Raw genomic sequence first — 13,229 nt, 5'->3', positions numbered from 1 at the left:
CTTGTATGTCAGGATAGCTGCTGGTCGGGCGAGAGGAGATATGTGACGAGACATCGAACGGATGTCTCGAATGGCATGACAGTAGCTGGGGTAGGGCTAACGCGCCCCGAGATTCTAACGTTGGGGCAGGTGACGATCGCCGCGGCTCATTGGCGGCTCCAGCGGGCGCGTAGGTAGCCTACGACGCGAAACGGCGGGGTGCGCATGTTCTCTACGCTGACGCTCTGGAGCTGCTCGCCGCTGACACGGATGCGTCCTGAGGTGAGGCGCTCCAGATACTGGATCTGCAGGCGACCCTCGCGTTCGATCAGATAGAGCCCGTCCTGCTGGAAGCGTTCGCTCGGGAGCACCGCTGCCAGATCACCCTCATAGAGAAAGTCGAAGGTCTCACCCTCGGCGGGTGTGACCATGAAACAGTCGCTGGTCAGCAGTTGCGCAGTCGACAGCTCGGCATCGAGGTCGGCGCTGCTGGAGGCGGCTTCCCAGGGCGCACAGACGCGTGAGCGCAACGCCAGTAGCCCTTGCGGCTTGGTCGGGGCATCCACTGCCAGGGCGTTGAGGGAGTCGTCGTCGAGCAATTGCCGAATCGAGCAGTCGAGCGCAGAGGTGAGGGCGACCAGGCGCGCGTGGCCGATCTGCTTGATGGTGCCGGATTCCCAGTAGGAGATCGTGACGTCGGAAACACCGACCCGGCGTGCCAACGCGGCTTTGCTCAGTCCGGCCTGGAGTCGAAGTTGTTTGATTCTTGGTCCTAGCCCGTCCATCCGTACATCTCGCCTGCATAATGATGCGTTAGCATATCCACTCATCACCGAAGTTTGTTTCGGGTTGGTTGGAGCGACGTTCTCGACATTTATTGCAACGTGTCGGAATGTAAGAAAAATTCCAGCTGTCGAGGAGGTGCCGGAAAGTCTCGGACCGCCATGGCCGAGCGTTGGACGAGACGCTCGGGACAGGGCAATCGTTCTGCACGATAATGAATCTTAGTGCCTTTCGTGCCACTTGAACAATTTGTGTCGAAGTTTCCCGGCGCTGCCTTGACGGGTTGGGCCTGCAGGTGGCCGCTGAGGGCGCGTATACTAGCGAGATCGGGAAGCCCTCGCGCGAGTCGCGTGGGGGTCTCTTTACGGGCCCAGGCCCGCTTTTTCATCAACGGATTGGATTCATGACTGTACGCACGCGTATCGCGCCTTCCCCGACCGGTGACCCCCATGTCGGGACGGCCTATATTGCGCTCTTCAATCTCTGTTTCGCGCGCCAGCATGGCGGGCAGTTCATCCTGCGGATCGAAGATACCGATCGCCAGCGCTCGACGCTGGAGTCGGAGCAGATGATCCTCGATTCGCTGAGCTGGATGGGGCTGAGCTGGGACGAAGGCCCCGATGTGGGTGGCCCGCACGGCCCCTACCGCCAGAGCGAGCGTGGTGAGATCTACGCCGAGCACGCCCAGCAGTTGCTGGATGCCGGTCATGCCTTCAAGTGCTATCGCACCAGCGAGGAGCTGGACGCGCTGCGCGAAGCGCGGCGTGAGGCGGGCCAGCATCTGGCGCTCAAGTCCAGCGATCTGGCTCTGGACGAAGCGGAGCGCGCCCGCCGCGAAGCGGAAGGCTACCCCTACGTGATCCGCATGCACGTGCCGGACAGTGGAACCTGCGAGATCGACGACATGCTTCGCGGTCGGATCGAGGTCGACTGGGCCCAGGTAGACGCTCAGATTCTGCTCAAGTCCGACGGCATGCCCACCTACCACTTAGCCAATGTGGTCGATGACCATCTCATGGGGATCACCCATGTGCTGCGCGGTGAGGAGTGGATCAACTCGGCGCCCAAGCATCAGCTGCTTTACGCCTACTTCGGCTGGGAAATGCCGGTGCTGTGCCACATGCCGCTGCTGCGCAACCCGGACAAGTCGAAGCTGTCCAAGCGCAAGAACCCGACCTCGATCAACTACTACCGGCGCATGGGCTATCTGCCCCAGGCGCTGACCAACTATCTGGGTCGCATGGGCTGGTCGATGCCGGACGAGCGTGAGAAGTTCTCGCTCGACGAGATGATGGCCAATTTCGATATCCAGCGCGTGTCGCTGGGTGGGCCGGTGTTCGATCTCGATAAGCTCACCTGGCTCAATGGCGTCTATATCCGTGAGGACCTGGACGATGCCGGGCTGCTCGAAGCGCTGCGCAGCTGGGCTTTCAACGAGGAGTACGTGGACCAGATCCTGCCGCAGATTCGTCCGCGGATCTCGACCCTGTCCGACGCCATTCCGCTGGCCGGGCACTTTTTCTCCGGGCTGCCCTCGATCAGTGCCGAGAGTTTCGATGGGGTGGCCCTGGAGCGGGAGTCACTGGTCGAGCTACTGCAGTTCCTGACCTGGCGCCTCGAGGCGGTCGGCCGCTGGGAGAAGGCCGAGCTGCTGGAGGTGTGCCAGTCACTCTCGGCGGCGCTAGAACTCAAGATGAAGGCGTTCCTGGCCCCGGTGTTCATCGCCGTCACCGGCAGCGCCCACTCCACCTCGGTACTCGATGCGATGGCGATCATCGGCTCCGACATGACCCGGGCGCGTCTGCGTCACGCCATCGAGGTGCTCGGCGGGGTCTCCAAGAAGCAGGCCAAGCGGCTCGAGAAGCGCTATCGCGAGCTTTGATGCGAATCCTGGCCGGATCCGTCGGCGCTCAAATAAAGTGTTGACGGATCAGTTAGATACCCGTATAGTTCGCCCCGTTCCTGAGACGGGGCCTTAGCTCAGCTGGGAGAGCGCGACACTGGCAGTGTCGAGGTCAGCGGTTCGATCCCGCTAGGCTCCACCAAGGAACGTCGCGACCGATGTCGCGCCTTTGCGTCCCATTCGTCTAGTGGTCTAGGACACCGCCCTTTCACGGCGGTAACAGGGGTTCGAACCCCCTATGGGACGCCACTTCTGCTTTTCCTCATCCTTCCCATTTCGACCGTCAACCTATGTGGCTGGCTGTTGATAACTCGTTTTTGATCGCTTCATAACGCTTGACAACGTGGTCGATTGTCCACTGCGTCCCGCTGTGCCGCCGAGGCCTGCGGGTAAGCGGCTGAAATGCGTATATATCCTGCTTTTTTCTTATAAATCAGTGCGTTGCGGTTGATCAAAAATTGAACGATCTGTCTTCAGGGCGCCTGTCAGGGGGCCTGCGTGACATTGTATGATGGTTTTGAACAGGGTTATCCACAGAATGTGTGGACATCTTCCGCGGCCAAAAAAACCGCCGATGGGATCGGCGGTTACGGTAGGGTGAGCGCTACCCCGGGGCGCGAATCTCAGTTCGAGCTGGGGTAGTCGCGCTTGGCGTGGCCGGTATAGAGCTGGCGCGGGCGACCGATGCGGTAGCCGTTGCTGATCATCTCGTTCCAGTGCGAGATCCAGCCGACGGTACGCGCCATCGCGAAGATCACGGTGAACATGTTGGTCGGGATGCCGATGGCCTTGAGGATGATGCCGGAATAGAAGTCGACGTTGGGGTAGAGCTTGCGCTCGATGAAGTACTCGTCCTCCAACGCGATCTGTTCGAGGCGCTTGGCGATCTTGAGCTGCGGGTCGTCGGCGATCCCGAGCTCTTTGAGCACCTCGTCGCAGGTCTCCTTCATCACCTTGGCGCGCGGGTCGAAGTTGCGATAGACCCGGTGGCCGAAGCCCATCAGCTTGAACGGATCGTTCTTGTCCTTGGCCTTGTCGATGAAGCGCTGGATGTTCTCTTCGGAGTCGTCGCCGATCTCGTCGAGCATTGCCAGTACCGCTTCGTTGGCGCCGCCGTGGGCCGGGCCCCAGAGGGCTGCGATGCCGGCGCTGATGCAGGCGAAGGGATTGGCGCCGGTGGAGCCAGTCAGGCGTACCGTCGAGGTCGAGGCGTTCTGTTCGTGGTCGGCGTGGAGCATGAAGATGCGATCCATCGCCTTGGCCATGATCGGATTGACCTCGTAGTTCTCACACGGGTTGCCGAACATCATGTGGAGGAAGTTTTCCGCGTAGTTGAGATCGTTGCGCGGATACATGAACGGCTGGCCGATGTTGTACTTGTGGCACATGGCGGCCAGCGTCGGCATCTTGGCGATCAGGCGGATGGCGCTGACATGGCGCTGCTCGGCGTCGGTGATATCGAGGTTGTCGTGGTAGAACGCGGCCAGCCCGCCGACCACGCCGCACAGGATCGCCATCGGGTGGGCGTCGCGACGGAAGCCTTTGTAGAAGTTGACGATCTGCTCGTGAACCATGGTGTGACGGCTGACCGTCTCGGAGAAGTCGCGGTACTGCTCGGCGGTGGGCAGTTCGCCGAACATCAGCAGGTAGCTGAGTTCCACATAGTTGGAGTTGTCGGCCAGCTGCTCGATGGGGTAGCCGCGGTGGAGCAGTACGCCGGCGCCGCCATCGATGTAGGTGATGCCCGACTCGCAGGCGGCGGTGGCGACGAAGCCCGGGTCGTAGGTGAACAGTCCCTCGCCGGTCAGGCTGCGCACATCGACGACGTCCGGTCCGAGGGTGCCGGAATAAACCGGGAATTCAATCGTCTTGTCGACACCATCGACGGAAAGTTTCGCTTTTCTGTCAGCCATGTAGGCCTCCCTATCGTGACATAACCCTTTGTCTTTCCTGCTATGCGGGCAAAAAGAGTTCGCCCACTATAGGTTTCCGCAAAGGTTTGTCAATTCGCCCAAGCGGCTTTGACAACGGCTTCTATAGGCGGTTTCGCGCATTGTCGACACTTTGCTCGGTCAATGCGTCCCGTGATCTGCTCCTGCTGGGCGCGCCGCTCCATGGATGAGGCTGGCGGGCCATATTCCGTGCCGAGATGCCGGGCGCGGCCAGGATTGTCGCTATACTGATACAGGCAGAGTCGCTTCGGCCGAGGCGGCTCTGCCCGATCGGCAGGTGAAAGAGTCCGTGCTGCGTCTTTTGCGGCCGGGACCTGGAGTGTAGCCGCTGTGATACCGGGTGTCGCCGTGACGTCTGTGTCTCACTGCGGGAGAAGGGGAGTCATAGTGCCATGTCTGCGCTTGTGGCGGGTGCCGCAGGCAGGCTTTCTGGGGTCGTTCTGGGCATGACCAAAGTTGTAGCCGTTTGTCATGCCGGCCCTCAAACCCTATAATCTTCTCCCGCGCGATATGGCATCGTCAGCTCGGCCTGGGCCGCAGGGAAACCAGTTCCGCGACCGAGATCCTGCTTCTAAAAACCACAGCCCAAACGGGCCAGACCCGTCTGGGTCAAGAGAGTGTTGAACAGCCGTGAATAGCAAACGTCCAGTAAACCTCGACCTGTCTACCATCCACTTTCCACTCCCCGCACTGACCTCCATCACTCACCGCGTTACCGGCGTCATCCTGTTCGTCGGGCTGATCTTCGGCTTCTGGGCCCTGGATAAGTCGCTCTCCTCGCCGCAGGGGTTCGAGACAGTGAGCGATGTGCTGGCGCACAACGTACTGGCCAAGCTGGTCGCCTGGGGTCTGCTCTCAGCGCTCGGGTTCCACTTCGTGGCCGGTATCAAGCACCTGCTGATGGACGCAGGCTACGGCGTCGATCTCGAAGGCGGTACGCGTAAGGCGCAGATCACGGTCGTGATCAGTGCCGTTCTGGTGGTTCTGGCAGGAGTCTGGGTATGGTAACCAACATCACGAATCTCGGTCGCAGCGGCCTTTCCGACTGGCTGATCCAGCGCGTCTCGGCGCTCGTCCTGGCGGTCTATGCGCTGTTCCTGGTCGCTTATCTGCTGTTCCATCCCAACCTCGATTACGTCACCTGGAGCGGACTGTTCGCGCAGACCTGGATGCGTATCTTCTCGCTGCTGGCCTTCATCTCGATGGCCGCACACGCCTGGGTCGGTCTGTGGACCATCTCCACCGACTACCTCAAGCACACCGGCGCACGTTTCGGATTCCAGGCCGTCGTGATTCTCGCCATCTTCGTTTTTCTGGTGTGGGGCGTACAAGTCCTCTGGGGAGCCTGATCCATGTCTACCATGCGAAACCTGACATTCGACGCCATCATCATCGGCGGTGGCGGTTCCGGCCTGCGCGCAGCACTCGAGCTGGCCAAGTCCGGCAAGAAGACGGCGGTGCTGTCGAAGGTCTTCCCGACCCGCTCGCACACGGTCTCCGCCCAGGGTGGCATCACCTGTGCCATCGCCTCCGCCGATCCCAACGACGACTGGCGCTGGCACATGTACGACACCGTCAAGGGCGGTGACTACATCACCGACCAGGACGCCGCCGAATACATGTGCACCGAGGGCCCCAAGGCGGTCTTCGAACTCGAGCACATGGGGCTGCCGTTCTCACGCTTCGACAACGGCCGCATCTATCAGCGTCCGTTCGGCGGCCAGTCCAAGGACTTCGGCAAGGGCGGCCAGGCGGCACGTACCTGTGCCGCGGCCGACCGTACCGGCCACGCGCTGCTGCACACGCTGTACCAGAACAACCTGAAGAACAACACGGTGTTCCTCGACGAGTGGTACGCCATCGATCTGGTCAAGAACGCCAACGGCGACGTGGTCGGCTGTATCGCGCTGTGCATCGAGACCGGTGAAATCGTGCACGTCAAGTCCAAGGCCACCGTACTGGCCACCGGCGGCGCGGGCCGTATCTACGCCTCCACCACCAACGCCCTGATCAACACCGGTGACGGTATCGGCATGGCGCTGCGCGCCGGCTTCCCGGTGCAGGACATCGAGATGTGGCAGTTCCACCCGACCGGTATCCACGGTGCCGGCTGTCTGGTGACCGAGGGCTGTCGTGGCGAGGGCGGCTATCTGATCAACAAGGACGGCGAGCGGTTCATGGAGCGCTACGCGCCCAACGCCAAGGACCTCGCAGGCCGCGACGTGGTCGCCCGGGCCATGGTCATGGAAGTGCTGGAAGGGCGCGGCTGCGGCGAGAACGCCGACCACGTCATGCTCAAGCTCGACCACCTGGGTGAAGAGGTGCTGATGAAGCGCCTGCCCGGCATCGTCGAGCTCTCCAAGACCTTCGCTCACGTCGATCCGGTCAAGGAGCCGATCCCGGTCACCCCGACCTGCCACTACATGATGGGCGGTATTCCGACCAACGTTCACGGCCAGGCGCTGACCCAGGACAAGGACGGCAACGACGCCATCATCAACGGGCTGTTCGCGTGTGGCGAGGCGGCCTGCGTCTCGGTTCACGGCGCTAACCGTCTGGGCGGCAACTCGCTGCTCGACCTGGTGGTCTTCGGTCGCGCTGCGGGCATCTACATCGAGAAGGCGCTCAACGAAGGTATCGAATACCTAGACGCCTCGCAGTCGGACGTCGACAGCGCCATGGCGCGCCTGTCGCGCTGGAACGAGTCCAGCGGCGGCGAATCGGTCTCCGAACTCAAGGCCGAGCTGCAGAACACCATGCAGAACGCCTTCGGGGTCTTCCGTCAGGAAGACAACATGCAAGAGGGTGTGAGCAAGCTGGCCGAGCTGCGCGAGCGTATCGGTAAGGCCCACCTGAGTGACAAGTCCAACGCCTTCAACACCGCGCGGGTCGAAGCGCTGGAGCTAGACAACCTGCTCGAAGTGGCCGAAGCGACCGCCATCGCGGCACTGGAGCGCAAGGAGAGCCGCGGTGCTCACTCGCGCTACGACTATCCGGATCGTGACGACGTCAACTGGCTCAAGCACTCGCTGTTCCATCCGGGCGACAAGCGCGTGACCAAGCGTGATGTCAACTTCACGCCGAAGACGGTCGATACCTTCGAGCCGAAAATCCGTACCTACTGAGGGGGTTGTCACTCATGTCCAGTCTTCAGGTTTCCGTTTACCGCTACAACCCCGAGACCGACTCCGCGCCCTACATGCAGGAGTTCCAGATCGACACCCAGGGGCGCGATCTGATGGTCCTCAACGTGCTGACCATGATCAAGGATCAGGACAGTTCGCTGGCCTTTCGCCGGAGCTGCCGTGAAGGGGTCTGCGGCTCCGACGGCATGAACATGAACGGCAAGAACGGCCTGGCCTGCATCACCGCGCTGTCCGAGGTGGTCAAGGACAACAAGCTGGTGCTGCGTCCGCTGCCGGGTCTGCCGGTCATGCGCGATCTGGTGGTCGACATGGGGCTGTTCTACAAGCAGTACGAGCGCATGCAGCCGTATCTGCAGAACGACACCGCGGCACCCGCGATCGAGCGCCTGCAGTCGCCGGAGGAGCGCGACAAGCTCGACGGCCTCTACGAGTGCATCCTGTGCGCCTGCTGCTCGACCTCGTGCCCGTCGTTCTGGTGGAACCCGGACAAGTTCGTCGGCCCGGCCGGCCTGCTGCAGGCCTACCGTTTCCTCGCCGACTCGCGTGACAACGCCACCCAGGCGCGTCTGGCCGAGCTCGAGGACCCGTTCAGCCTGTTCCGCTGCCGCGGCATCATGAACTGCGTCTCGGTGTGCCCCAAAGGTCTCAATCCGACCCGTGCCATCGGCAAGATTCGGGAAATGCTGCTGTCCAACGCCACCTGAGCGCGGGTGCGGGCATCTACGACTTAAATCGTAGCGCGCGGCTTGTTATCATGTGCCGCGCTCGCCGACTGCGACACCGTGTCGCAGTCGAGCCGATTATCAGAATGCTGGCCGGTGCCTCGTGCACCGGCTTTTAACGATCATGACGCCGCTTCGCCTACATGGTCGTTACGCCGTCTCGCGACGGTGACGGAGTGACGCCGTGACGCAGATCGCGACCGGCGCCGACAACACCCCATCAGTGCAGGGTGAACGAGATATGCAAGAAGGCATAATGGAGTTGATGTGGCGCACTTCCCACATGAGCGGCGGTAACGCTCACTACGTGGAAGCGCTCTACGAGCAGTACCTGAACGATCCCTCGACCGTGCCCGACGAGTGGCGCCAGGCCTTCGATCAGTTGCCCCGGTTGGAAGGTACCCCCGCTCATGATGTCCCCCTGAGCCCCATCCGGGAGCAGTTCTATCAGTTGGCGCGCGAGCGTCGTCCCGGGCAAGCCGCCCCCAGTACCGCCGGCAGCAGCGAGAATCGTAAGCAGGTCAAGGTACTGCAGCTGATCAACGCCTACCGCTTCCGTGGCCACCAGCGCGCTGACATCGATCCCCTCGGTCTGCGTCAGGCCGAGACCGTGCCTGACCTCGATCTCTCCTTCCACGACCTCACCCAGGCCGACATGAACACCGTGTTCCAGACCGGTTCGTTCTTCCTGGGCAAGGACGAGGCACCGCTCAAGGAGATCGTCGAGGCGTTGGATCAGACCTACTGCCGGTCGATCGGCTGTGAGTTCATGCACATCGTCAACACCGAAGAGAAGCGCTGGCTGCAGCAGCGTTTCGAGTCGGTGCGCTCCAAGCCCAAGTACAGCCAGAGCGATCGCGAGCATCTGCTCGAGCGCCTCACCGCCGCCGAAGGGCTGGAGAGCTATCTCGCCTCCAAGTATCCCGGCACCAAGCGCTTCGGACTGGAAGGCGGTGAGTCCTTCATCCCGATGATGGACGAGGTGATCCAGCGTAGTGGCACCTACGGCGTCAAGGAAGTGGTCATCGGCATGGCCCACCGTGGCCGCCTCAACCTGCTGGTCAACATCCTCGGCAAGAGCCCGTCTGAGCTGATCGACGAATTCGACGGCAAGAAACAGCTCGAGCGCGGCTCCGGTGACGTCAAGTATCACCAGGGTTTCAGCTCCAACGTCATGACGCCGGGCGGCGAAGTGCACCTGGCGCTGGCCTTCAACCCCTCCCACCTGGAGATCGTCTCCCCGGTGGTCGAGGGGTCGGTGCGCGCGCGTCAGGACCGTCGCGACGACGTCGACGGCGAGCAGGTGCTGCCGGTGGTGATCCACGGCGACGCTGCTTTCGCCGGTCAGGGCGTGGTCATGGAGACCTTCCAGATGTCACAGACCCGCGGTTACAAGACCGGCGGCACGCTGCACATCGTGATCAACAACCAGGTCGGTTTCACCACCTCGCGGCCCGACGACGCGCGCTCCACCGAATACTGCACCGACATCGCCAAGATGGTTCAGGCGCCGATCTTCCACGTCAACGGTGACGACCCGGAAGCGGTGCTGCATGCGACCCAGGTGGCGGTGGACTATCGCAAGGCGTTCAAGCGCGACGTGGTCATCGATCTGGTCTGCTACCGCCGGCGCGGTCACAACGAGGCCGACGAGCCCTCCGGCACTCAGCCGCTGATGTACGCCAAGATCAAGTCGCACAAGTCGACGCGCACGCTCTACGTCGAGCAGCTGATCGAGGAGGGCGTACTCACCGAGGAGCAGGCCAAGCAGATGGGCGAGCAGTATCGCGACGATCTGCTGGCCGGCAATCACGTGGCCAACGCCCTGGTGAAACAGCCCAACACCGGCCTGTTCGTCGACTGGACGCCGTACCTGGGCCACGAGTGGAGCGGTGACACCGATACCAGCTGCGACCTCGAGCACCTGCGCCAGCTGGCGCAGAAGATGAGCGAGATCCCCAATGGGGTCGAGGTTCAGCGTCAGGTTTCACGGGTCTACGAAGAGCGTCGCAAGATGCTCGCCGGCAACCAGCCGCTCAACTGGGGCTTTGCCGAGACCCTGGCCTACGCCACCCTGGTCGACGCCGACCATCCGGTGCGGCTGACCGGCCAGGACGCCGGCCGCGGGACCTTCTCCCATCGTCACGCCGTGGTCCACAACCAGGAAGATGGCTCGACCTACATTCCGCTGCAGCACATCAAGGAAGGGCAGCCGAACTTCACCATCCACGACTCCTTCCTCTCCGAGGAGGCGGTGCTGGCGTTCGAGTACGGCTACGCTACCACCACGCCCAATGCGCTGATCATCTGGGAGGCCCAGTTCGGGGACTTCTTCAACGGCGCCCAGGTCGTGGTCGACCAGTTCATCTCCTCGGGCGAGTCGAAGTGGGCGCGCCTGTGCGGGCTGACGCTGCTGCTGCCGCACGGTTACGAAGGCCAGGGGCCGGAGCACTCCTCCGCGCGCCTCGAGCGCTTCCTGCAGCTGTGCGCCGAGCACAACATGCAGGTGTGCGTGCCGACCACCCCGGCGCAGATCTTCCATCTGCTGCGGCGCCAGGTGATCCGTCCGCTGCGCAAGCCGCTGATCGTGATGTCGCCCAAGAGTCTGCTGCGTCACAAGGATGCCACGTCGACCATGGAAGAGCTGTCCGACGGCCGCTTCCAGATGGTCATCCCGGACGTCGGCGAGCGCGATCCGCAGGCGGTCAAGCGGGCAGTCATCTGCTCGGGCAAGGTCTACTACGATCTCGCCAGCTACCGTGCCGAGAACCAGCGCGACGATACCGCGATCATTCGTGTCGAGCAGCTCTACCCCTTCCCCAAGGAAGAACTGTTCGACGCGCTCAAGGCCTTTCCGAACCTGGAACAGGTCGTCTGGTGTCAGGAAGAGCCGCTCAACCAGGGCGCCTGGTATCAGAGCCAGCATCATCTTCGCCTGGTGGCGAGCATGGTGCGCGAAGGGTTGGACCACAGCCTCAAGTTCGCGGGTCGTCCGGCATCCGCCGCGCCCGCCGCGGGCTACATGTCGGTCCATGTGGCACAACAGAGCCAGCTGGTCGACGACGCCTTCAACGCCTGAGGCGCCATGCTGCCGGAACAGATGCGACAGAGAAGAGATTAAGGATACGACATGGCTACTGATATCAAAGCGCCGACTTTCCCCGAATCCGTTGCCGAGGGAACCGTTGCCACCTGGCACAAGAAGGTGGGCGACAGCGTCGAGCGCGATGAACTGATCGTCGAGATCGAGACCGACAAGGTGGTTCTGGAAGTGGTGGCGCCGGAAGCCGGCACGCTCTCCGAGATCAAGATCGAAGAGGGTGACACCTGCGAGTCCGAGCAGGTGCTGGGCGTGCTCGGCGCCGCCGGCGAAGGTGGCAAGGGCGGCGAAGCCAAGTCTGGTGACACCAAGGCCGACGACGCCAAGTCCAGCGACACCAAGTCCGACGATGCCAAGGGCGACGACAAGTCGTCTGCCAAGAAGCCGGCCGGCGGCGGCAAGCAGCACGATGTCAAGGCGCCGAGCTTCCCGGAGTCGGTACAGGAAGGCACCGTCGCCAGCTGGACCAAGAAGGTCGGCGAAGCGGTCAAGCGCGATGAGGTGCTGGCTGAGATCGAGACCGACAAGGTCGTGCTGGAAGTGGTCGCGCCGGCCGATGGCGCCCTAGCCGAGATCAAGGTCCAGGAGGGCGAGCAGGTCGAATCCGAGGCCCTGCTGGCGGTGTTCAGCGAAGGTGCCGAGGGTGGTGCCAGCGATGACGCGCCCGCCGAGCAGGCCTCCAGCGACGACGACGGCGAGGCGGATGCCAAGGTCGACGGCAAGATCCTCGCGCCGGCAGCGCGCAAGCTGGCGGCCGAGAACGATCTCGATGTGGCCAAGATCGAAGGCACCGGCAAGGGCGGTCGTGTTCTGAAGGAAGACGTGCAGAAGGCCATCGACAGCGGCTCCGCCAAGAAGTCCGCCGCACCCAAGGCCGACAAGCCGGCCGGCGGCGCCAAGGCCGCACCGGCGGTCGAGGGCGAGCGTCCCGAGCAGCGCGTGCCGATGAGCCGTCTGCGTCAGACCATCGCCAAGCGTCTGGTCCAGGCCCAGCAGACCGCGGCCATGCTCACCACCTACAACGAGGTGGACATGAGCGCGGTGATGGCCCTGCGCAGCCAGTACAAGGACACCTTCCAGAAGGCCCACGACGTCAAGCTCGGTTTCATGGGCTTCTTCGTCAAGGCGGCGACCGAAGCGCTCAAGCGCTTCCCCGACGTCAACGCCTCGATCGACGGCACCGACATCGTCTATCACGGCTACCAGGACATCGGCGTCGCCGTCTCCACCCCGCGGGGCCTGGTGGTGCCGGTCCTGCGTGATACCGACAGCATGAAGCTGGCCGACATCGAGAAGGCGATCGGCGACTTCGGTAGCCGCGGTCGTGACGGCAAGCTCGGCATCGAAGACATGCAGGGCGGTACCTTCACCATCACCAACGGCGGTATCTTCGGCTCGCTGATGTCGACGCCGATCCTCAACCCGCCGCAGACCGCGATCCTGGGCATGCACAAGATCCAGGAGCGCCCGATGGCGGTCAACGGCAAGGTCGAGATTCGCCCGATGATGTATCTGGCGGTCTCCTACGACCACCGCATGATCGACGGCAAGGATGCGGTCCAGTTCCTGGTGGCGATCAAGTCGCTGCTCGAGGATCCGGCGCGTCTGCTGCTGGACATCTGACCGCCCGACATCCGGATCCGC

The 13,229-nt window shown here is 62.7% G+C and carries 9 protein-coding genes and 2 tRNA genes; 9 read left to right on the top strand and 2 right to left on the bottom strand.

The genetic code is table 11. From position 1 onward, the window contains the following. Window positions 1-146: 146 nt before the first annotated feature. Window positions 147-701 carry a helix-turn-helix domain-containing protein gene (locus tag J0A90_RS04555; RefSeq protein ID WP_233076491.1) on the bottom strand — a complete coding sequence of 185 codons (555 nt, stop codon included), beginning with the start codon at window positions 699-701 and terminating at the stop codon, window positions 147-149. A 464-nt stretch (window positions 702-1,165) separates the two neighbouring features. On the opposite strand from J0A90_RS04555, the gene gltX reads away from it, so the two are divergent. The 3 genes from gltX (at window position 1,166) to J0A90_RS04540 (ending at window position 2,914) form a co-directional block, all read left to right on the top strand. Further along, window positions 1,166-2,644: a glutamate--tRNA ligase gene (gene gltX / locus J0A90_RS04550; protein WP_207031046.1), complete on the top strand. Its 1,479-nt coding sequence runs from the start codon at window positions 1,166-1,168 to the stop codon at window positions 2,642-2,644. An 87-nt stretch (window positions 2,645-2,731) separates the two neighbouring features. After that, window positions 2,732-2,807 (top strand) — tRNA-Ala (locus J0A90_RS04545). Between the two features lie 31 nt (window positions 2,808-2,838). Beyond that, window positions 2,839-2,914 (top strand) — tRNA-Glu (locus tag J0A90_RS04540). 374 nt (window positions 2,915-3,288) lie between these two features. On the opposite strand, the gene gltA is transcribed toward J0A90_RS04540, so the two are convergent. Then, window positions 3,289-4,578, bottom strand: coding sequence for a citrate synthase (gene gltA, locus J0A90_RS04535; protein ID WP_207031044.1), 1,290 nt, complete (start codon window positions 4,576-4,578; stop codon window positions 3,289-3,291). Between the two features lie 669 nt (window positions 4,579-5,247). On the opposite strand from gltA, the gene sdhC reads away from it, so the two are divergent. The 6 genes from sdhC to odhB all read left to right on the top strand — a co-directional run bounded on the left by sdhC (window position 5,248) and on the right by odhB (window position 13,208). Beyond that, a complete protein-coding gene (gene sdhC / locus J0A90_RS04530; RefSeq protein ID WP_035470652.1) occupies window positions 5,248-5,625 on the top strand; it encodes a succinate dehydrogenase, cytochrome b556 subunit in 378 nt (125 codons plus the stop codon). Beyond that, window positions 5,619-5,966: a succinate dehydrogenase, hydrophobic membrane anchor protein gene (gene sdhD / locus J0A90_RS04525; RefSeq protein ID WP_035470653.1), complete on the top strand. Its 348-nt coding sequence runs from the start codon at window positions 5,619-5,621 to the stop codon at window positions 5,964-5,966. Before sdhC ends, sdhD begins: the two co-directional genes overlap by 7 nt. A gap of 3 nt (window positions 5,967-5,969) precedes the next feature. Continuing rightward, entirely contained in the window at window positions 5,970-7,742 is a 1,773-nt protein-coding gene (gene sdhA / locus J0A90_RS04520) for a succinate dehydrogenase flavoprotein subunit (protein WP_035470654.1), read from the top strand. A gap of 14 nt (window positions 7,743-7,756) precedes the next feature. Then, window positions 7,757-8,467, top strand: a complete 711-nt coding sequence (locus J0A90_RS04515) for a succinate dehydrogenase iron-sulfur subunit (RefSeq protein WP_035470655.1) — start codon at window positions 7,757-7,759, stop codon at window positions 8,465-8,467. A gap of 259 nt (window positions 8,468-8,726) precedes the next feature. Further along, a complete protein-coding gene (locus J0A90_RS04510) occupies window positions 8,727-11,564 on the top strand; it encodes a 2-oxoglutarate dehydrogenase E1 component (RefSeq protein ID WP_207031042.1) in 2,838 nt (945 codons plus the stop codon). Between the two features lie 51 nt (window positions 11,565-11,615). Continuing rightward, window positions 11,616-13,208 (top strand): 2-oxoglutarate dehydrogenase complex dihydrolipoyllysine-residue succinyltransferase, encoded by a 1,593-nt coding sequence (gene odhB, locus J0A90_RS04505; protein WP_233076488.1) that lies wholly within the window; start codon window positions 11,616-11,618, stop codon window positions 13,206-13,208. Window positions 13,209-13,229: the final 21 nt, after the last annotated feature.

Source organism: Salinicola sp. DM10 (assembly GCF_017306975.2).
Lineage (GTDB): Bacteria > Pseudomonadota > Gammaproteobacteria > Pseudomonadales > Halomonadaceae > Salinicola.
Note: the sequence above shows the minus strand (reverse complement) of the source record. Positions and strands in the feature narration are given on the sequence as shown.

Excerpts from the sequence above, each read along its gene's own strand:
- gltX (WP_207031046.1), top strand. The coding sequence starts at position 1,166 with ATGACTGTACGCACGCGTATCGCGCCTTCCCCGACCGGTGACCCCCAT.
- gltA (WP_207031044.1), bottom strand. The coding sequence starts at position 4,578 with ATGGCTGACAGAAAAGCGAAACTTTCCGTCGATGGTGTCGACAAGACG.
- sdhD (WP_035470653.1), top strand. The coding sequence starts at position 5,619 with ATGGTAACCAACATCACGAATCTCGGTCGCAGCGGCCTTTCCGACTGG.
- sdhA (WP_035470654.1), top strand. The coding sequence starts at position 5,970 with ATGTCTACCATGCGAAACCTGACATTCGACGCCATCATCATCGGCGGT.
- J0A90_RS04515 (WP_035470655.1), top strand. The coding sequence starts at position 7,757 with ATGTCCAGTCTTCAGGTTTCCGTTTACCGCTACAACCCCGAGACCGAC.
- J0A90_RS04510 (WP_207031042.1), top strand. The coding sequence starts at position 8,727 with ATGCAAGAAGGCATAATGGAGTTGATGTGGCGCACTTCCCACATGAGC.
- odhB (WP_233076488.1), top strand. The coding sequence starts at position 11,616 with ATGGCTACTGATATCAAAGCGCCGACTTTCCCCGAATCCGTTGCCGAG.